This is a genomic window from Polynucleobacter campilacus, from assembly GCF_002206625.1.
Classification (GTDB): Bacteria; Pseudomonadota; Gammaproteobacteria; order Burkholderiales; family Burkholderiaceae; genus Polynucleobacter; species Polynucleobacter campilacus.
This window is the reverse complement of the sequence record NZ_NGUP01000003.1, coordinates 655,884-672,699: the sequence shown is the minus strand read 5'-3', so window position 1 is coordinate 672,699 and position 16,816 is coordinate 655,884. Positions and strand designations below refer to the sequence as shown.

Genomic DNA, 16,816 nt, shown 5'->3' with positions numbered 1-16,816 from the left:
TAAAGGTATGCCATCTCGCCATATCTCTCCCCAATCTTTCGACGATATTTTAAGTGAGCTTGGTGATGATCCAGCCATTCCTGATCCCCATGGAATTCGTAAAACTACTTACCCTAAGGGCCCCCCTTTACAGCCCCCAAAACCGACCAAAGAGCCCACTTGGCCAGAAGCCTTCGGCAGCCAAAATCTATTGGGTCAAGTTCCAAAATTAGCAGGATTCCTGACTTTTGGCGCCTGCGTTTTCGGCATTGGTATTGCGCTTTTGATTGGCTATGAATCTCTAAAAACTAGCTCTGAATCCCAGGTCCAAGAGTCCCTTAAGGAAATTTCCGAGCTTAAAAAAGAGTTTTCTCAGTTACGTACTGAATTACAAATGGAACAAGATGATCTATATGAAATAATAGATCAAATAGAAGTGAGTGTTCACTCATTAATAGAAAACAGGTCAATCCATAAAGTCACCGCTAAGCCTCAAGCACTACCTCATGAGGCGGAGTTAAGTCGCTGGCGATATTTGGGAGCTAGCCAAATGAGGGGCTCCCATCAGGCATTTTTTGATTCTGGGCAAGGCACTGTGATGTTTCAAAAGGGGATGCTTGTTTTGGGAGATTGGCGTTTGACTCATCTTGAAAAAGATCTTGCCACCCTAAGTCACGGCAAAGGCAAAACTCTGAACCTCAAACCCTCGAAAACAGAATAAAGCAAGGCCTAAAACGCATGCATAAATACATACAAAAATTCAGTCTTTGTATTGGCCTCTTATCCATTTTTTTACTTAGCCCAATACACGCCAATATGCCAGCACAAAACTTACTTGAAGCCCCCATTAGTTTGCAATTTACCGACATTGAAGTGACCGCACTTTTACAAGTACTTGCAAAACTTGCTAACACCAACTTTTTGCTAAGCGAATCCATTAAAGGCAAGGTAACGATTGAACTTAATAACACGCCGTGGCATACAGCACTTGATGCGATTCTAGCAAGTAGGGGATTAAGGCTAGTTCGTAACGGCGATATTTACTGGATTGGTCCTCATGCAGAAATTACTGCATTCCAAAAGTATCGTCGTGAAGATGCCGCCCTGCCCTTTGGTGGCGACCATATTAATAGTCCAAGGCAAATACTCATTGAGGCCCGCATTGTAGAGGCTGATGAGCGCTTTGCCCGTGAACTAGGAGTGAAGCTTGGCTACCAAGCAAACTCCTTGGGCGGCAACCAGGATAGGAAAGTTTCTAGCAATATTGATTTAGGTGGATCGGGCTTAAGTGGATTTAATCCAGCAACCGTGGCTGCAACTCTAGTCTCTAGAAACGGTAGTCGTCTTTTACAAATGGAACTATCAGCCCTTGAATCGGATGGTCAAGGAAAGATTCTTTCTAATCCCCGCATCATGACCGGCGATCAAGTGAAAGCCACTATCGAACAAGGTACTGAACTCCCCTATCAAACGACTTCACAAAATGGCAGTAAATTGCAATTTCGGAAGGCTAATTTGCGTTTAGAAGTTTTGCCAAAAATTCATCCAGATGGAAAAATCTCCATGCTCGTTGGGATTAATAAGGACACCATTGGCATGAAAACAGAGCAGGGATACGCAATTGATACTAAAAGCCTGAGCTCTGAAGTGACTGTTGAAAGCGGTGGAACAGTCATTATTGGGGGCATTTTTCAGACAACCGAGAGGGAGGATGAAGTCAAAATCCCCTTACTAGGAGATATCCCTCTCATTGGCCACTTATTTCGCCATAAATCGAAATTACAAGACAAAACTGAGCTACTTGTCTTCCTAACACCTACCGTTATTGATAAACCCTAATAAAATCAAAGGGTGAACTCTCCGACAAACAATATCTTTCTCATTGGCCTCATGGGTGCCGGAAAGTCGACCGTGGGTAAAGTGCTGGCCAAGAAATTAGGCCGCCGCTTTCTGGATGCGGATCATGTGATTGAAGAGCGCTGTGGCGTCAAGATTCCAGTGATCTTTGAGATGGAGGGCGAGGAAGGTTTTCGCAAACGAGAGGCGCAAGTCATTCGAGAAATCACCGCTGAGCACGACATTGTCCTAGCCACCGGTGGGGGTGCTGTTTTATTTCCCGATAACCGTCAAGCACTCCGTGAGCATGGCACCGTTATTTATCTCCATGCAAATCCAAATGAGCTTTGGCATCGCACTAAAGGAGGTGACGGACGCCCTTTACTTCTCAATGGCGATACCAAAAAAATTCTGGGAAATTTATATACTATTCGCGATCCTCTTTATCGCGAAATCGCCGATCATGTGATTGAAACTGGCAAGCCCAGCGTGAATCAGTTGGTCAATACCTTAATCATGCAACTTGAACTTTCCGCTTAAATATATTGGCACTATGATGAAAACCCTTGAAGTTGATCTTGGTAACCGTAGCTATCCAATCTACATTGGTAGTGATCTCATTGATCAAGCGAGCTTATTTAGCGCCTGTGAAAAATCCACTTCAATCTATATCGTTACCAACACTACGGTTGCACCGCTTTATGCCGCCCGCCTGACTAAGACCCTAGAAGCATTTGGCAAGCCCATTAGAACAATTACCCTCCCAGACGGCGAGTCCTATAAAGACTGGGAAAATCTTCAGCTTATTTTTGATGATCTTTTAAAGTTTGGCGCGGATCGGCAAACTATGTTGATTGCTTTGGGTGGTGGCGTGATTGGCGACATGACAGGCTTTGCTGCGGCCAGCTTCATGCGTGGCGTTCGTTTCATTCAAGTTCCAACCACCTTATTGGCCCAGGTTGACTCTTCTGTTGGCGGTAAAACTGGTATCAATCACCCATTGGGTAAAAACATGATTGGGGCATTTCATCAACCTGTTGCGGTAATCGCAGATCTCAACACACTGAAAACTTTGCCGCCGAGAGAGCTCTCAGCAGGCCTTGCTGAAGTGGTGAAGCATGGTGCAATTGCTGATGCCCAATTTTTAGATTGGATTGAAGCAAATGCAGAGGCATTACTAGCCTGCGATACAAGTGCTATGGGACATGCAGTACTCCGTTCTTGTGAAATTAAATCTGCAGTAGTTTCAGCAGATGAAAGAGAGGGCGGTATTCGTGCAACTCTCAACTTTGGCCATACCTTTGGGCATGCGATAGAGGCTGGAATGGGTTATGGCGAATGGCTTCATGGGGAAGCTGTTGGCTGCGGCATGGTGATGGGCGCTGATTTATCTTGCCGTTTAAACCTCATTAGCAGAGCTGAGCTCGAGCGTCTCATCAAGATTATCAAATCAATGAATCTGCCTACTGTTCCGCCTAAATTTGGCGCAGAACGTTATATGGAACTGATGCAAGTGGACAAGAAAACTGAGGGCGGCCAAATTCGCTACGTCATCCTAGAGAAGATTGGTAAGGCTCAAATCAAGAGTGTTCCCGATACCCAAGTGATCGAAACTTTATCCGCTACTGGTGCTGCCTAAATGACTTAAGGCTTGGTCAAAGTAATCTTGACTGCTTGACCAGCCTGGGCACTTGCAAACTGCGTCAAATCCCCCAATAACTCTCTACCAGTCTTTGTATCAAGCCACAAAGGCATTGCCATGGTTCCTGCCCAACGGTAGTGATAACCGCCAGACTTCGCTGCTACCCAAATTTCATGTAAAGGTGGCTGGGTATTGACCACAATCACGCTTTTATCCCTAAAGCGGATATTGATAACATTCCCGCCTTGGCGTTCTACATCCAAATCCAGATCTAATTCGTCATCAGCGGCCTCCAAGGCTACTTCAATAGACTGTAATAAATTACTGCCTAGCTGATGAAACTGCTTGTCATCAATGGCTTCCACGGTCAAATTATTTGGATTCATTCCAGAGTCCTGCATGCTATATTCAATCATTCGTTTTAGAGACATTCATGATAGCGATTCTTAATAGAGCCTTTGGCATTACCCTACTAATAGCCCTTGTTGGATGTGGGGTTAGGGGTCCTCTGTTTATGCCAAATCCACCCATCGTGCCACCAGCCCCTAAAGAGCAGGAGCCTAAAGGAAAACTCTATCCACCACAAACCCCTGCTAGCACAAGCAATCCGTCACCGGCAAAGCAATGACAAGTAAAGCAATTCCACTTCCTCCATTATCTGGATTTACTGAGCGCGAAGGCAATTGGTACGCTGAAGAAGTTCGGCTGACGGATTTAGCAAAAGAATTTGGTACACCACTTTATGTCTATAGCAAGAAAGCGCTGACTGAGGCTTACCAAGCTTACGACAAAGCCTGCGTCGATAACACAGGCAAACGTCGCGCACGCGTCCATTACGCCATGAAAGCAAATAGCAATTTGGCAGTGATTGATTGCTTCAAAAAACTTGGTGCAGGATTTGACTTAGTGAGCGGCGGAGAATTAGCGCGTGCGGTAGCAATCGGTGCCGATCCTAAAAGTCTAGTATTTGCCGGCGTTGGCAAATCTGCTATTGAAATCGCCGCCGCTTTAGAGGCTGGTGTGAAGTGTATCAACGTTGAGTCAATTGCCGAACTGCATAATATTAATCGTGTGGCTAGCAAGCTAAATTGCCGCGCGCCAGTCTCCTTACGCGTTAATCCAGATGTCGATGCACAAACACACCCTTATATTTCCACTGGCTTAAAAGGAAATAAATTTGGGATTGCGTATCACGAAGTTTTAAAAACATATCGCGAGGCTAGTCAACTCTCACAGATTGATGTGGTGGGAATTGATTGCCATATTGGTTCTCAAATTATTACTACTGCGCCCTACTTAGATGCCTTGGATAAAGTTTTAGACTTAGTCGAGCAGCTTCACAAGGAAGGTATTGTGATTCACCATCTTGATCTAGGTGGTGGCCTCGGAATTTCCTATGGCGATGAAACACCGCCCGACATCACAGAGTTCACGAATGCACTTTTAAACCATGTGGCGCAGCGTGGCTTTGCTCATTTAGATATTGTTTTAGAGCCTGGCAGATCTTTAGTAGGTAATGCCGGCGTGCTACTTACCACTGTTGAATACCTAAAACCTGGTGCTGAGAAAAACTTCTGCATTGTTGATGCTGCTATGACAGAGTTGATGCGTCCAGCCTTATATGAAGCGCATCATGGCATTGTTCCCGTTCAAGCTAAAGAGGCTAAGAGCTCAACCTATGACGTCGTAGGGCCAGTCTGCGAGTCTGGTGATTGGTTGGGAAGAGATCGCACACTTGCTGTGGAAGAAGGCGATCTTCTAGCAATCCTTTCGACTGGTGCTTATGGTTTTGTTATGGCATCTAACTACAATACGCGCCCAAAACCAGCTGAGATTATGGTTGATGGAAAAAATGTTTACGTCATCCGTGCACGTGAAAAAACAGCTGACTTATTTTCAAGCGAAACTATTTTGCCAAAGTAATTGTCGGAAAAATGAGGCAAATAAAAACCCCGCTACTTGAGCGGGGTTTTTATTTGAAACTGAGAATGATTTCTTAATGCAAGCCAGCCATGTAATCAGAAACTGCCTTCATTTCTGCATCAGAAAGCTTTGTAGCAATGGCAGTCATTTGGCTGCTATTTTTACGGACGCCTTCACGGAATGCGATCAATTGTGCATTCGTGTAATCAGCCCATTGGCCACCTAAGAGTGGATATTGAGCGGCAATACCAGCGCCTGTTGGGCTGTGGCATGCAGCACAAGCTGGAACGCCTTTTGCAGCAATACCACCACGGTAAATACTTTGGCCTAACGCAATAGTTTCTTTATTTTGAGCTACCCCTTGTGAAAGAGGCTGCTTGACTAAATATGCAGAAATATTTTGCATGTCTTCCTCAGTCAATGCTGCAGCCATACCCATCATGATTGGGTTAGCACGAGTGCCTTCTTTGAAGTTTTTCAATTGCTTATTTGTGTATGCAGCATGTTGTGCAGATAACTTGGGCCATGCGCTGACTGCACTTTGACCCTTAGGGCCATGGCAAGTAATACAAGCTGTGACGCCACGTTTTGCATCTCCATTAGAGTAAAGAGCCTCGCCAACAGCAAGATCAACCTTTGGCTTGCCTGGCACTCCAGCCTTGGCTTGAGCTTCTGCAGGCATTGGGGCTGGATCGGCGGCCATAGCAACCCCAGAAATACCGATCAGAGCGAAAATAGAAAGAACAGCAAAACCGGCACGTAAACCAGTTAATTTGGAGATTTTGGAGCTTTGACGCATTATGTTTACCTTGGCAAAAATTCCTAAAAGTGTTTGGGCCCTGTATTTACAACTCTTTTTACCCAACACCATGAATTATTTCATGATTTTACAATAGCTTCAGGACATGTCTAAACTCTTTCAAGCCCGATTTGCCACTACAGTCAATGACACCCATTGCCTGCCTGCTACGCCCTTACGTGAGGTGGCGTTTGCTGGCCGCTCAAATGCGGGCAAATCGAGCGCTATCAATGTCTTATGCAATCAGAAAAGGCTGGCTTTTGCCAGTAAAACGCCTGGCCGCACCCAACACATCAACTATTTCGGGCTTTTTTCAAAGGATGAACTTTTAGCCTATTTAGTGGACTTGCCTGGCTACGGCTATGCCGCAGTGAATCGTGAAACCAAATACCACTGGAATAGCCTCCTGAGCGACTATCTCCAGGAACGTGAGCAGCTAGTTGGCATGGTTCTCATTGTGGATGCCCGGCGCGGCATCACCGACCTGGATGAACAAATGATTGAGTGGTTTGTACCTACCGGTAAACCGATCCATATTTTGCTGAGCAAATGCGACAAACTCAATAAAAGTGAGTGCAAACATGCTCTTGAGGCTGTTCAGAAGCAGTTACAACAATATGACCCGGCTTTGCCAGACGGCACTGGTGACTCTAAGAAACTTACGGCACAATTATTTTCAAGCACAAAACGGATTGGCCTTGAAGAGGCAGATAATTTAATTATTAAATGGCTATTTGAACCAGAAACCCACGAAGATGAAATCACCAATTAACTCTTTGCTCAACTTTCCAGGGCACCGCCCACGCCGGATGCGTCGTGATGATTGGTCGCGGCGCCTCATGCAAGAAAATAGTCTTTCTGCAAATGACTTGATCTACCCTGTGTTCTTACTAGAGGGCAAAGGCAAATCCGAGGCAGTTGCTTCGATGCCAGGCGTCAATCGTGTTTCATTAGACTTACTGTTTAATGTTGCACAAGAATGTGTAGATTTAGGCATTCCAGTTTTAGCTTTATTTCCGGTGATTGATACAGCATTAAAAACACCTGATGGCAGAGAAGCCTTTAATCCAAATGGTCTCATTCCTAACGCGGTTCGCGAACTCAAAAAACGCTTTCCTAATTTAGGCATCATGACAGACGTTGCGCTTGACCCATATACCAGCCATGGCCAAGACGGCGTCCTCGATGAACAAAGTCGCATACTTAACGATGAGACCACTGCGATCTTAGTACAACAAGCAACCACTCAAGCGGAAGCAGGTGTAGATATCGTTGCGCCATCAGACATGATGGATGGGCGCATCGGAAAAATTCGGGAAGCGCTCGAACAAAAGAAATTAATTCATACGCGCATCATGGCTTATTCAGCTAAATACGCCTCTGCGTTTTATGGCCCATTTAGAGATGCCGTAGGCTCAGCAAAGAACCTTGGCAAAGCAGATAAAAAAACCTATCAAATGGATTGCGCCAATAGCGACGAAGCTTTGCGGGAGGTTGCCCTCGATATTAGTGAGGGCGCAGACATGGTCATGGTTAAGCCTGGAATGCCCTATTTAGATATCGTGCGTCGCGTTAGAGAAGAATTTGATTACCCCACTTACGCCTATCAAGTGAGCGGCGAATACGCCATGCTCAAAGCTGCTGCGCAAAATGGCTGGCTAGATCATGATGCTGTAATGATGGAATCTCTATTATCATTTAAACGCGCTGGTGCAGATGGCATTCTGACTTACTTTGCACTCGAAGCTGCAAGACTCACAAAGTCAGGCAAGTAAGGTCTAACTCAGCTGGTCGCCAACCTTAATATCGCCAGAGTCTAGTATTTGAGCTCTAATGCCGCCTCTGTTTGTAAAGGCTGATAGAAAGTTTAGCTTCTCACTGAGCTTTGCTGGGCGCTCGCACGGAATACACAACTCTGTGGCCCTCAGCCTAATGAAGCCTAGAGAGAACTCCTTTCCAATTAATTGATTGAGAGCATCCGAACTCATACCCTCAATGACAATATTTCTTCTGACCTCACTAGGAAGATAAGCCTTTAATCCACTTGCCTCTAGCTCTTGATTCGCATCTTCAATTCCGGCCAACGCAATGAGCGATACATCTCTGACCTTTGCTGGAATTGAACCTGAGAATGCGCCGATACCAAGCGCATATCTATCACCCTCAATTCCGGCCCCAACAATCAGCCTTGCACCTTCCCTTTTATTCATTAGCTCCCCTGCCTGAGAGGCTATATAAATAGAATGTATTTTGGGCATGAACTAGCTCTAAGGTAGTTTTTGTAAACGGTCAATGAAGCGTTGGGGTGGCATATAGCCAATCAAGCGTTGATCTTTTTGTTCTTCAGAGTTGAGATTAAAGAACAAAATACCTGGCGGGCCGAATAAACCAAAGCGCTTTAGTAATGCTTGGTTTTCAGGGCTATTCGCGGTCACATCAGCCTGCAACAAAATAAATTGTTTTAACTCTTTACTCACTTCTGAGTTGGCAAAAGTATTGATCTCCATCTCTTTGCAACTGATACACCAATCAGCATAGAAATCGAGTAATACCAATTTTTGCTCTTGCTTTGCCTGACGAAGCTGTGCATCAAGCTCTTCCAGAGAGTGGATCACTACGAAAGATAAATCACCAACTTGATGAATTTTTTGTCCATTGATTATTTTGACAGACCCACTGACATCCTTCTGCCCCAACAATGGAGAGGCTATCCAGGCTGCGGTTGCCACGAGCAACACCCCCAAGGTGCGCTGTAACCAAACCATCCAAATACCGGTCGAAGGAATCAAAACGCGTGCCTCAATGGCAATAAAGAGGAGCGGCAAGCCCATTCCCAAGGCCATGACAAAAAGTAATCCAGCACCTAAAGACATAGATCCAGTTTGGGCAATAAATGCCAATACGCCTGCTAATGGTGCCGTGATGCAGGGGCTGGCCACTAAAGTGGAGATTCCGCCTAAAGCGAAGGCGCCAAAGACGCTACCGCCCTTTTGACGTCCTGCCAGACGATCAACCTGCTGGTGCCATGAATGCGGCAAACGAAGCTCATACAACCCAAATAAGCTACCTGAGAGGGCTAATAGCAATAAAGCAAAGGCAGCCAATGCAACTGGGCTTTGTAAAACCCTTTGTACGCTACCGCCTAGGGCGGCCATCAAGGTTCCGGCCAAGGCATAGACCAAAGCCATGCCCAGGACATAAGAGAGTGCCAAGAGGCTTGCACGCCCCTTAGAAATCGCTTTACCACCTTGCGAACCAAAGATCACGCTAGAGAGAATTGGGAGCATTGGTAAAACACAAGGCGTAAACGCCAATGCAAGGCCCAACACAAAGAAAGCCAAGAATAAATAAGCTGTAGAAGTGTTTGCTAAAAAGCGGCTAATCGCATTAACGTCATCTCGATTGCGCCATAAATCAGTCAGGCTAAATTCAGCCTTGGACTGAGTGATCTTTTGTGAACCTTCAAGAGCTTCTGGTATTGGTGCTGCTTTAACCCCAGGCGCAGCTAACAAAAACTTTAAAGTCATGGGTGGATAACAAATACCGGCTTCTGCACAGCCCTGCAGACCAACTTCAATATGAAGTGGTTTTCCTACTTCTGGCTTTACATCCAACAGCACTATCAATGGCTGCTTATAAATCTGCATTTTTTTCTGAAAAGTTTCATCAAACTTTTCAATGCCTAATGGCAGATAGGGGCTTATTTTATATAGCTTAGAAGCCTCTACACCCACATTAAATTGAAGCGACTCCTGATAGATGTAATAACCCTTAGCAGGAATAAATTCAATCTCAAGTTGATTAGAGTTTGCTGACCATGTGGCTTCTACGCGGAAAGCTTTTTCTGGCGGCAAAAAATCTGGCGCTGCAAATACATGCGTCGATAAGAGCAGTAATAGCCCAAAAAAATTTGTCAGAAAGTAAGACAATCTCATACCTTTGAATTTACCTCAGACCTTACCCACCGAGCATATTGCTGGTCGTATTGCTCTGGTGAAAAAGCCAAAATCTCAGGAAGATCATAAGGATGACTTTCTTTGATGAATGCGCAGATCTCTTCCCATTGATGAGACATCGTTTTTGCAGACAAGAGAACTTCTTGCTCCTCGCAAACCCTTCCTTCCCAACGATAGATTGAATAAATCCCTTCATTCATCTGAACACAGGCAGCAAGATGTGCCTCAACCAGGGCTTTAGCTAAGGCTGTAGCAGCCTCTATACTCGGCAGAGCAGTCACCACTACCAGAAGCTGATTGGGATTGACTGAGAGGTTTTGAGGCATACCGTATTTATAAACCTATTAATGAAAAAAGCCAGACCGAAGCCTGGCTTTTGAAATGGCTGTGAGACTTAAGCCTCTTCAACCGTAGCTGCTGTTTCATCAACTTCTGGACGATCAAGCAACTCAACCAGTGCCATTGGCGCATTGTCGCCATGACGGAAGCCAAACTTCAAAATACGAAGGTAGCCACCTGGACGCGTTGCATAACGTGGACCAAGCTCTGTGAAGAGTTTAGTCACGATATCGCGATCACGTGTGCGATTGAATGCCAAGCGACGGTTTGCCAAGTTGTCTTTTTTGCCTAAGGTAATTAAAGGCTCAACAACCATGCGCAATTCTTTTGCTTTTGGCAAAGTGGTTTTAATCACTTCGTGCTCCAAAAGAGAATTGGACATGTTTCGTAGCATCGCCAAGCGATGTGAAGATGTTCTATTTAGTTTGCGTAAGCCGTTTCCGTGACGCATGATGCTTCCTTTCTAATTATTTCTCGAGGTTAGCTGGAGGCCAGCTTTCGAGTTTCATGCCAAGACTTAAACCACGAGCAGCCAATACGTCTTTAATTTCATTCAAAGACTTACGACCCAAATTAGGCGTCTTCAACAATTCATTCTCTGTACGTTGAATCAAGTCACCGATGTAGTAAATATTCTCAGCCTTCAAGCAGTTTGCAGAGCGAACTGTGAGCTCGAGATCGTCAACCGGACGCATCAACATTGGATCAACCATTGAGGAGCGGCTTGGTGCGAGATCACCAGAAACTTCGCTGCTCTCAAGAGCTGCGAATACAACCAACTGGTCAACCAAAATAGTTGCTGCTTGACGAATTGCTTCCTCAGGCGACAATACTCCGTTTGTTTCGATAGTCATTACGAGACGATCGAGGTCGGTACGTTGTTCAACACGAGCAGATTCAACAGCATAGCTAACACGACTTACTGGGCTAAATGAGGCATCCAATACGATACGACCGATGATCTTAGTAGTTTCGTCGTTGTATTGACGCACGTTACCTGGGACATAGCCACGGCCTTTTTCAACCTTGATCTGCATATCTAACTTACCACCTGCAGATAAGTGAGCGATCACATGATCAGGATTAATGATTTCTACATCGTGTGGCAAATCGATATCTTTTGCTGTAACGACGCCTGGGCCTTCTTTACGCAAATTGATAGTCACTTCATCACGTGACTGCAACTTAAATACGATACCTTTGAGATTGAGCAGGAGATTAACTACGTCCTCTTGAACGCCATCTAAGGTGGAATATTCATGAACTACACCTGCAATTGCTACTTCAGTTGGCGCATAACCAACCATCGAGGACAAAAGTACACGACGTAATGCATTTCCGAGTGTGTGGCCATAGCCACGCTCGAACGGCTCCATAACAACCTTAGCTTGGTTGGCGGAAAGCGCTTCAACAGAAATAATTTTTGGCTTGAGCAAATTTGTTTGCATATTTTTTCCTTGATAGTGCCTAATTAGCGTGAATACAATTCAACGATCAAACTTTCATTAATTTCACCGCTAATTTCTTCGCGGTCTGGCACTTGCTTGAAAGTTCCCTCCAGCTTGCCTGCGTCAACTGAAACCCAGCTAATAGCAGTCATTTGCTGAACTAAATTGAGTGATTCTGTAATACGCGTTTGCTTCTTCGCTTTTTCACGAATAGCAACCACATCGCCAGGCTTAACCTGAATTGATGGGATATTCACTGGGCTACCATTGAGCAAAATTGCGCAATGAGAAACCAGCTGACGTGCTTCTGCGCGTGTTGAACCAAATCCCATGCGATAAACCACGTTGTCGAGACGTGACTCAAGCAACTGGAGCAATGTTTCACCAGTATTGCCCTTACGACGCTCAGCTTCTGCGAAGTAACGACGGAATTGACGCTCTAAAATGCCGTAAATACGTTTAACCTTTTGCTTTTCACGCAATTGATTACCGTAATCTGATGTTCTTGAGCCAGACGTACGACCATGTTGACCAGGCTTAGTATCTAACTTGCACTTGTCTGACAGGGCGCGACGTGCGCTCTTTAAAAATAAGTCGGTACCTTCCCGACGTGCTAATTTGGCCTTAGGCCCTAAGTAACGTGCCACGATGCTTTCCTTTCTTTGCCGCAGTCTTGCGACCAGCGGTGAGTTCACCCTTTAAATCAGATGAACAGTGGGCTTTAAATAAAAAACTACTCAACTTTTTACTACTAACTCCACAGCTTAAATACGACGACGCTTTGGAGGACGGCAACCATTGTGTGGGACTGGAGTAACGTCTTGAATCTCAGTGATCTTGATTCCCAAAGAGTTCAATGCACGAACTGCTGATTCACGACCAGGGCCTGGACCCTTGATCTGAACTTCCAGGTTCTTAATACCGCATTCAACAGCTGCCTTACCAGCAACTTCTGCGGCTACCTGAGCAGCAAAAGGTGTTGATTTACGGGAACCCTTGAAGCCCTGGCCGCCAGAGGTTGCCCATGAAAGCGCATTTCCTTGACGATCAGTGATCGTAATAATGGTGTTATTAAAAGAAGCGTGAACGTGCGCGATACCGTCAGCAACGTTCTTTTTAACCTTCTTGCGAGTGCGCTGTGAAGCAGCAGAAGCGGATTGTTGTTTTGCCATGTCAATAAACTTTCTTGATTATTTCTTCAGTTGCACGCCAGACTTGCGTGGGCCCTTACGGGTACGCGCATTGGTCTTAGTACGCTGTCCACGTACAGGCAGGCCCTTACGATGACGTACGCCACGGTAGCAACCTAAGTCCATCAAACGCTTGATGCTCATAGTTACTTCGCGACGAAGATCACCCTCGGTGATGAACTTACCTACTTCATCACGCAACTTTTCCAAGTCGGCGTCAGTAAGATCTTTGATTTTTTTATCAATAGCCACACCTGTGGTTTGGCAAATTTTGCGAGCACGAGTTGTGCCAATGCCAAAAATTGCTGTCAAACCAATGACAGTGTGTTGATGATTTGGGATGTTTACCCCAGCGATACGTGCCATGAGATTTCCTCTTAATTAACTAGATCAGCCTTGACGCTGCTTATGACGTGCGTCTGAAGAACAGATCACACGCACAACACGTTTGCGCTTAATGATCTTGCAATTTCTGCAAATACACTTAACGGATGCTAAAACTTTCATAACTCACCTCTTAAAAATAGGTACTACTAAATCTTTACTTCGCCCGGAATATAATTCTGGCGCGTGTCAGGTCGTAAGGAGTCATCTCCACTGTTACCTTATCTCCCGGCAAAATACGGATGTAATGCATCCGCATCTTTCCAGAAATGTGCCCTAGAACTACATGTCCGTTTTCAAGCTTCACGCGAAACATTGCGTTCGGCAAATTCTCAACAATCTCACCCGCCATCTGAATTGCATCGTCTTTAGACATTCAGTTAGGCGCCCATATTAAAGTTGGCTTTTTTCATCAAAGAGCCATACTGCTGCTGCATCACGAATGACTGAACTTGAGCCATGAAATCCATCGCAACAACAACAATAATCAACAAGGAAGTACCACCGAAATAAAACGGCACGTTGTACTTCAACACTAAAAATTCTGGCAACAAGCAAACCAAAACCATATAAATTGCACCGGCCAATGTCAAACGCACCAAGATCTTATCGATATAGCGTGCGGTTTGGTCGCCTGGACGAATACCGGGAACAAACGCACCACTCTTCTTGAGGTTCTCAGAAGTATCACGGCTGTTAAATACCAAAGCGGTATAGAAAAAGCAGAAGAAAATAATCGCTGCCGCATACAGAATGGTGTACACGGGTTGACCTGGGGCCAAAGTAGCAGCCAAGTCTTTAATAATTCTGCTAAACATATTAGTTGGCTCGCCTGATGTAAACCAGCCAGCAATCGTTGCAGGGAACAAAATAATTGAAGAAGCAAAAATAGGAGGAATAACGCCTGCCATATTTAACTTCAATGGGAAGTAGGAAGATTGACCGCCATAAACCTTGTTGCCTACTTGACGCTTAGCGTAGTTCACTAAGATACGGCGCTGACCGCGCTCTACAAACACTACAAAATAGGTCACTGCCACGCAAATCACAACGATGAGCAATGCAGAAATAATATTCATCGAACCAGTACGAACTAACTCTAACAAGCTAGCTAATGCGCTTGGCAATCCAGAAACAATGCCGCCAAAAATAATGATAGAAATGCCATTACCAAGACCGCGCTCAGTAATTTGCTCACCAAGCCACATCAAGAACATCGTACCAGTGACTAAGGTCACAACAGTATTGAGTTCAAACATCAAGCCTGGATTTAATACCAAGCCAGGCTGAGCTTGCAAAGCAACTGAGATTCCCAAGGCCTGGAAAGTTGCCAATAGCACGGTGCCATAACGGGTGTATTGAGTAATCTTGCGCTGACCTGCTTGGCCCTCTTTTTTCAGAGCTTCTAAAGATGGGAGAACAATGGTCATTAACTGCATGATGATCGATGCAGAGATGTAAGGCATGATTCCCAAGGCAAACACAGTGAAGCGCGATAAAGCGCCGCCTGAGAACAAGTTGAACATCCCCAAGATACCGTCTTTTTGATCTGAAAATAATTGAGCCAATTGGTCGGGATCGATACCTGGAACTGGAATATGGGCACCCAAACGGAACACGAGCAAAGCCAACACCAAGAAAATCAAGCGTTGACGTAATTCGCCAAACTTGCCTCCTGCCGCTGCAGTGCCTAGGTTAGTGGTAGGTGCTAATGCCATATTAAGTAAAAAGACCTATTAAGCTACTTCAAGCAATTTGCCGCCAGCCGCTTCGATAGCTGCTTTTGCACCGGCAGTAGCTGTAATACCTTTGAGGGTTACAGCAATCTTGAGTTCGCCAGTTTTAACAACCTTAACTGAGTTGATTTGTTCACCAGCAAAACCATGTGCCTTCAAAACTAACAAGTCTACTTCTGGCAAATTGATTTTTGCCAAGTCATTCAAAGTAATTTGACCAACGTGACGACGTGTCAAAGATACGAAGCCGCGTTTTGGCAAACGACGATACATCGGCATTTGCCCGCCTTCAAATCCAACCTTGTGGAAACCACCGGAACGGGATTTTTGACCTTTGTGACCACGGCCAGCAGTTTTACCAAGACCAGAACCAATGCCGCGACCAACGCGACGACGATTTTTCTTGGAGCCCTCTGCGGGTTTGAGTGTATTAAGTTGCATATTATTCGCCTATTTACTTGCTAGTTATTAACCAAGGACTTTAACTAGATAAGAAACTTTATTAATCATGCCGCGTACAGCTGGTGTGTCTTCCAATTCAGAAACAGAATTGATGCGACCAAGGCCTAAGCCACGGACAGTTGCACGATGGCTTTCGCGTGTACCGATCAAGCTGCGTACTAGCTGCAGTTTGACTTTAGAGTTAGATTTTGTCATTTGTAGATTCCTAATCTTTTAGTCTTAGCCGAGAATCTCTTCAACTGACTTACCGCGCTTAGCAGCAATCTCAGCAGGAGTACTCATCTTGCTTAAACCATCAATCGTTGCGCGAACTAAGTTGTATGGGTTTGTAGAACCGAGTGACTTAGCAACAACGTTGGTTACGCCCATTACGTCGAAAATCGCGCGCATTGGACCGCCGGCAATAATTCCAGTACCGTCTTTAGCTGGAGAAATCAAAACGCGTGATGCGCCATGTTGACCAGTAACAGTGTGTTGCAAAGTACCTTTACGCAAGGAAACTTTGATCATCTTGCGACGAGCTTCATCCATTGCCTTTTGAACGGCAACTGGAACTTCTTTTGATTTGCCTTTACCCATGCCGATGCGGCCATCGCCATCGCCAACTACAGTGAGTGCAGCGAAGCCGAGAATACGACCGCCCTTAACCACTTTAGTAACACGATTAACAGCGATCATCTTCTCGCGAAGACCATCATCACGCTCTTCGTTTTGCATCTTAGTTTGCATTTTTGCCATGTTTTTTCCTAAACCCTATTAGAACTTCAGGCCGGCTTCACGCGCAGCTTCAGCTAAGGCCTTAATACGGCCGTGATAACGATGACCGGAACGATCAAAAGCAACATCAACAATGCCTGCTTTAACAGCACGCTCAGCAACTAACTTGCCAACTTGTTTTGCAGCTTCAGCGTTGCCGCCATTTTTGATTGCTTGGCGCAAATCTTTTTCCATTGTTGAAGCAGCTGCTACAACTTTGGTTCCACATGGGCTATAAACCTGCGCAGAAATATGTGAATTGCTACGGATAACTGTTAAGCGATTTGCCAATGCTTCGGCAATGCGAATACGAGTCTGCCGAGCACGTCTTTGTCTGGATTCGTCTTTATTCATTTTCTAATCTCG

General features: G+C 45.2%; 24 protein-coding genes and 1 pseudogene. 8 read left to right on the top strand and 17 right to left on the bottom strand.

Features of this window, described 5'->3' with window-relative positions:
* The first annotated feature begins 7 nt into the window (after window positions 1-7).
* From CBI31_RS06940 to aroB, 4 genes are read left to right on the top strand one after another with little or no spacing between them, the layout of a single operon-like run.
* Window positions 8-700, top strand: a complete 693-nt coding sequence (locus tag CBI31_RS06940; protein ID WP_133062488.1) for a hypothetical protein — start codon at window positions 8-10, stop codon at window positions 698-700.
* A 17-nt stretch (window positions 701-717) separates the two neighbouring features.
* Complete coding sequence (locus tag CBI31_RS06935) at window positions 718-1,818, top strand: secretin and TonB N-terminal domain-containing protein (protein ID WP_169709858.1); 1,101 nt, start codon at window positions 718-720, stop codon at window positions 1,816-1,818.
* A 12-nt stretch (window positions 1,819-1,830) separates the two neighbouring features.
* Entirely contained in the window at window positions 1,831-2,355 is a 525-nt protein-coding gene (locus CBI31_RS06930; RefSeq protein WP_276207127.1) for a shikimate kinase, read from the top strand.
* 16 nt (window positions 2,356-2,371) lie between these two features.
* A complete protein-coding gene (gene aroB, locus CBI31_RS06925) occupies window positions 2,372-3,454 on the top strand; it encodes a 3-dehydroquinate synthase (protein WP_240553836.1) in 1,083 nt (360 codons plus the stop codon).
* A 5-nt stretch (window positions 3,455-3,459) separates the two neighbouring features.
* Here the strand turns inward: aroB and cyaY are convergent, their stop codons facing one another.
* On the bottom strand, window positions 3,460-3,843 hold the full coding sequence (gene cyaY / locus CBI31_RS06920; RefSeq protein WP_088525887.1) for an iron donor protein CyaY: 384 nt from the start codon (window positions 3,841-3,843) through the stop codon (window positions 3,460-3,462).
* A 47-nt stretch (window positions 3,844-3,890) separates the two neighbouring features.
* Between cyaY and CBI31_RS10645 the strand changes: the two are divergent.
* Both CBI31_RS10645 and lysA read left to right on the top strand, forming a co-directional pair.
* A pseudogene (locus tag CBI31_RS10645) lies at window positions 3,891-3,971 on the top strand (hypothetical protein); the annotation flags it as partial.
* A gap of 110 nt (window positions 3,972-4,081) precedes the next feature.
* On the top strand, window positions 4,082-5,380 hold the full coding sequence (gene lysA / locus CBI31_RS06910; protein ID WP_088525633.1) for a diaminopimelate decarboxylase: 1,299 nt from the start codon (window positions 4,082-4,084) through the stop codon (window positions 5,378-5,380).
* A gap of 73 nt (window positions 5,381-5,453) precedes the next feature.
* Here lysA and CBI31_RS06905 read toward each other — a convergent pair whose 3' ends face one another.
* Window positions 5,454-6,179, bottom strand: coding sequence for a c-type cytochrome (locus tag CBI31_RS06905; protein WP_088525632.1), 726 nt, complete (start codon window positions 6,177-6,179; stop codon window positions 5,454-5,456).
* 106 nt (window positions 6,180-6,285) lie between these two features.
* Here CBI31_RS06905 and yihA point away from each other — a divergent pair, with 106 nt between their 5' ends.
* Both yihA and hemB read left to right on the top strand, forming a co-directional pair.
* Window positions 6,286-6,951, top strand: coding sequence for a ribosome biogenesis GTP-binding protein YihA/YsxC (gene yihA, locus CBI31_RS06900; RefSeq protein ID WP_088525631.1), 666 nt, complete (start codon window positions 6,286-6,288; stop codon window positions 6,949-6,951).
* Window positions 6,935-7,954: a porphobilinogen synthase gene (gene hemB, locus CBI31_RS06895; RefSeq protein ID WP_088525630.1), complete on the top strand. Its 1,020-nt coding sequence runs from the start codon at window positions 6,935-6,937 to the stop codon at window positions 7,952-7,954. Before yihA ends, hemB begins: the two co-directional genes overlap by 17 nt.
* A gap of 3 nt (window positions 7,955-7,957) precedes the next feature.
* Here the strand turns inward: hemB and CBI31_RS06890 are convergent, their stop codons facing one another.
* From CBI31_RS06890 to rplR, 15 genes are all read right to left on the bottom strand, one after another.
* Window positions 7,958-8,389, bottom strand: coding sequence for an MOSC domain-containing protein (locus CBI31_RS06890; RefSeq protein ID WP_240553781.1), 432 nt, complete (start codon window positions 8,387-8,389; stop codon window positions 7,958-7,960).
* A gap of 57 nt (window positions 8,390-8,446) precedes the next feature.
* Window positions 8,447-10,114 (bottom strand): protein-disulfide reductase DsbD, encoded by a 1,668-nt coding sequence (dsbD, locus tag CBI31_RS06885; RefSeq protein WP_088525628.1) that lies wholly within the window; start codon window positions 10,112-10,114, stop codon window positions 8,447-8,449.
* On the bottom strand, window positions 10,111-10,461 hold the full coding sequence (gene cutA, locus CBI31_RS06880) for a divalent-cation tolerance protein CutA (RefSeq protein WP_088525627.1): 351 nt from the start codon (window positions 10,459-10,461) through the stop codon (window positions 10,111-10,113). The genes dsbD and cutA overlap by 4 nt, the downstream gene beginning before the upstream one ends.
* A gap of 68 nt (window positions 10,462-10,529) precedes the next feature.
* Window positions 10,530-10,925 carry a 50S ribosomal protein L17 gene (rplQ, locus tag CBI31_RS06875; protein WP_088525626.1) on the bottom strand — a complete coding sequence of 132 codons (396 nt, stop codon included), beginning with the start codon at window positions 10,923-10,925 and terminating at the stop codon, window positions 10,530-10,532.
* A gap of 16 nt (window positions 10,926-10,941) precedes the next feature.
* Window positions 10,942-11,922, bottom strand: a complete 981-nt coding sequence (locus CBI31_RS06870; protein ID WP_088525625.1) for a DNA-directed RNA polymerase subunit alpha — start codon at window positions 11,920-11,922, stop codon at window positions 10,942-10,944.
* A gap of 23 nt (window positions 11,923-11,945) precedes the next feature.
* Window positions 11,946-12,569 carry a 30S ribosomal protein S4 gene (rpsD, locus tag CBI31_RS06865; protein ID WP_088525624.1) on the bottom strand — a complete coding sequence of 208 codons (624 nt, stop codon included), beginning with the start codon at window positions 12,567-12,569 and terminating at the stop codon, window positions 11,946-11,948.
* Window positions 12,570-12,686: 117 nt separating this feature from the next.
* Complete coding sequence (gene rpsK / locus CBI31_RS06860; protein WP_088525623.1) at window positions 12,687-13,094, bottom strand: 30S ribosomal protein S11; 408 nt, start codon at window positions 13,092-13,094, stop codon at window positions 12,687-12,689.
* A gap of 18 nt (window positions 13,095-13,112) precedes the next feature.
* The gene (gene rpsM / locus CBI31_RS06855; RefSeq protein WP_088525622.1) at window positions 13,113-13,478 is read right to left on the bottom strand and encodes a 30S ribosomal protein S13; all 366 of its coding nucleotides are present in this window, start codon (window positions 13,476-13,478) and stop codon (window positions 13,113-13,115) included.
* 24 nt (window positions 13,479-13,502) lie between these two features.
* A complete protein-coding gene (gene rpmJ / locus CBI31_RS06850) occupies window positions 13,503-13,619 on the bottom strand; it encodes a 50S ribosomal protein L36 (RefSeq protein WP_012357167.1) in 117 nt (38 codons plus the stop codon).
* 34 nt (window positions 13,620-13,653) lie between these two features.
* Window positions 13,654-13,872: a translation initiation factor IF-1 gene (gene infA / locus CBI31_RS06845; protein WP_088525621.1), complete on the bottom strand. Its 219-nt coding sequence runs from the start codon at window positions 13,870-13,872 to the stop codon at window positions 13,654-13,656.
* 4 nt (window positions 13,873-13,876) lie between these two features.
* The gene (gene secY, locus CBI31_RS06840; RefSeq protein ID WP_088525620.1) at window positions 13,877-15,214 is read right to left on the bottom strand and encodes a preprotein translocase subunit SecY; all 1,338 of its coding nucleotides are present in this window, start codon (window positions 15,212-15,214) and stop codon (window positions 13,877-13,879) included.
* A gap of 18 nt (window positions 15,215-15,232) precedes the next feature.
* Entirely contained in the window at window positions 15,233-15,673 is a 441-nt protein-coding gene (gene rplO / locus CBI31_RS06835; protein WP_088525619.1) for a 50S ribosomal protein L15, read from the bottom strand.
* A 27-nt stretch (window positions 15,674-15,700) separates the two neighbouring features.
* Window positions 15,701-15,889: a 50S ribosomal protein L30 gene (rpmD, locus tag CBI31_RS06830; RefSeq protein WP_088525618.1), complete on the bottom strand. Its 189-nt coding sequence runs from the start codon at window positions 15,887-15,889 to the stop codon at window positions 15,701-15,703.
* Window positions 15,890-15,913: 24 nt separating this feature from the next.
* Complete coding sequence (gene rpsE, locus CBI31_RS06825; protein WP_068947703.1) at window positions 15,914-16,432, bottom strand: 30S ribosomal protein S5; 519 nt, start codon at window positions 16,430-16,432, stop codon at window positions 15,914-15,916.
* Between the two features lie 18 nt (window positions 16,433-16,450).
* Window positions 16,451-16,804 carry a 50S ribosomal protein L18 gene (gene rplR, locus CBI31_RS06820; RefSeq protein ID WP_088525617.1) on the bottom strand — a complete coding sequence of 118 codons (354 nt, stop codon included), beginning with the start codon at window positions 16,802-16,804 and terminating at the stop codon, window positions 16,451-16,453.
* Window positions 16,805-16,816 lie beyond the last annotated feature (12 nt).

What these genes read in the sequence shown, in the direction of transcription:
- rplO (WP_088525619.1), bottom strand. Translation starts at nt 15,673, where the DNA reads ATGCAACTTAATACACTCAAACCCGCAGAGGGCTCCAAGAAAAATCGT.
- CBI31_RS06905 (WP_088525632.1), bottom strand. Translation starts at nt 6,179, where the DNA reads ATGCGTCAAAGCTCCAAAATCTCCAAATTAACTGGTTTACGTGCCGGT.
- cutA (WP_088525627.1), bottom strand. Translation starts at nt 10,461, where the DNA reads ATGCCTCAAAACCTCTCAGTCAATCCCAATCAGCTTCTGGTAGTGGTG.
- rpmD (WP_088525618.1), bottom strand. Translation starts at nt 15,889, where the DNA reads ATGACAAAATCTAACTCTAAAGTCAAACTGCAGCTAGTACGCAGCTTG.
- aroB (WP_240553836.1), top strand. Translation starts at nt 2,372, where the DNA reads ATGAAAACCCTTGAAGTTGATCTTGGTAACCGTAGCTATCCAATCTAC.
- rpsE (WP_068947703.1), bottom strand. Translation starts at nt 16,432, where the DNA reads ATGGCAAAAATGCAAACTAAGATGCAAAACGAAGAGCGTGATGATGGT.
- rpsM (WP_088525622.1), bottom strand. Translation starts at nt 13,478, where the DNA reads ATGGCACGTATCGCTGGGGTAAACATCCCAAATCATCAACACACTGTC.
- rplR (WP_088525617.1), bottom strand. Translation starts at nt 16,804, where the DNA reads ATGAATAAAGACGAATCCAGACAAAGACGTGCTCGGCAGACTCGTATT.
- CBI31_RS06890 (WP_240553781.1), bottom strand. Translation starts at nt 8,389, where the DNA reads ATGAATAAAAGGGAAGGTGCAAGGCTGATTGTTGGGGCCGGAATTGAG.
- lysA (WP_088525633.1), top strand. Translation starts at nt 4,082, where the DNA reads ATGACAAGTAAAGCAATTCCACTTCCTCCATTATCTGGATTTACTGAG.
- rpmJ (WP_012357167.1), bottom strand. Translation starts at nt 13,619, where the DNA reads ATGAAAGTTTTAGCATCCGTTAAGTGTATTTGCAGAAATTGCAAGATC.
- hemB (WP_088525630.1), top strand. Translation starts at nt 6,935, where the DNA reads ATGAAATCACCAATTAACTCTTTGCTCAACTTTCCAGGGCACCGCCCA.
- CBI31_RS06940 (WP_133062488.1), top strand. Translation starts at nt 8, where the DNA reads ATGCCATCTCGCCATATCTCTCCCCAATCTTTCGACGATATTTTAAGT.
- cyaY (WP_088525887.1), bottom strand. Translation starts at nt 3,843, where the DNA reads ATGAATCCAAATAATTTGACCGTGGAAGCCATTGATGACAAGCAGTTT.
- rplQ (WP_088525626.1), bottom strand. Translation starts at nt 10,925, where the DNA reads ATGCGTCACGGAAACGGCTTACGCAAACTAAATAGAACATCTTCACAT.
- CBI31_RS06935 (WP_169709858.1), top strand. Translation starts at nt 718, where the DNA reads ATGCATAAATACATACAAAAATTCAGTCTTTGTATTGGCCTCTTATCC.
- dsbD (WP_088525628.1), bottom strand. Translation starts at nt 10,114, where the DNA reads ATGAGATTGTCTTACTTTCTGACAAATTTTTTTGGGCTATTACTGCTC.
- rpsK (WP_088525623.1), bottom strand. Translation starts at nt 13,094, where the DNA reads ATGGCAAAACAACAATCCGCTTCTGCTGCTTCACAGCGCACTCGCAAG.
- infA (WP_088525621.1), bottom strand. Translation starts at nt 13,872, where the DNA reads ATGTCTAAAGACGATGCAATTCAGATGGCGGGTGAGATTGTTGAGAAT.
- secY (WP_088525620.1), bottom strand. Translation starts at nt 15,214, where the DNA reads ATGGCATTAGCACCTACCACTAACCTAGGCACTGCAGCGGCAGGAGGC.
- CBI31_RS06870 (WP_088525625.1), bottom strand. Translation starts at nt 11,922, where the DNA reads ATGCAAACAAATTTGCTCAAGCCAAAAATTATTTCTGTTGAAGCGCTT.
- yihA (WP_088525631.1), top strand. Translation starts at nt 6,286, where the DNA reads ATGTCTAAACTCTTTCAAGCCCGATTTGCCACTACAGTCAATGACACC.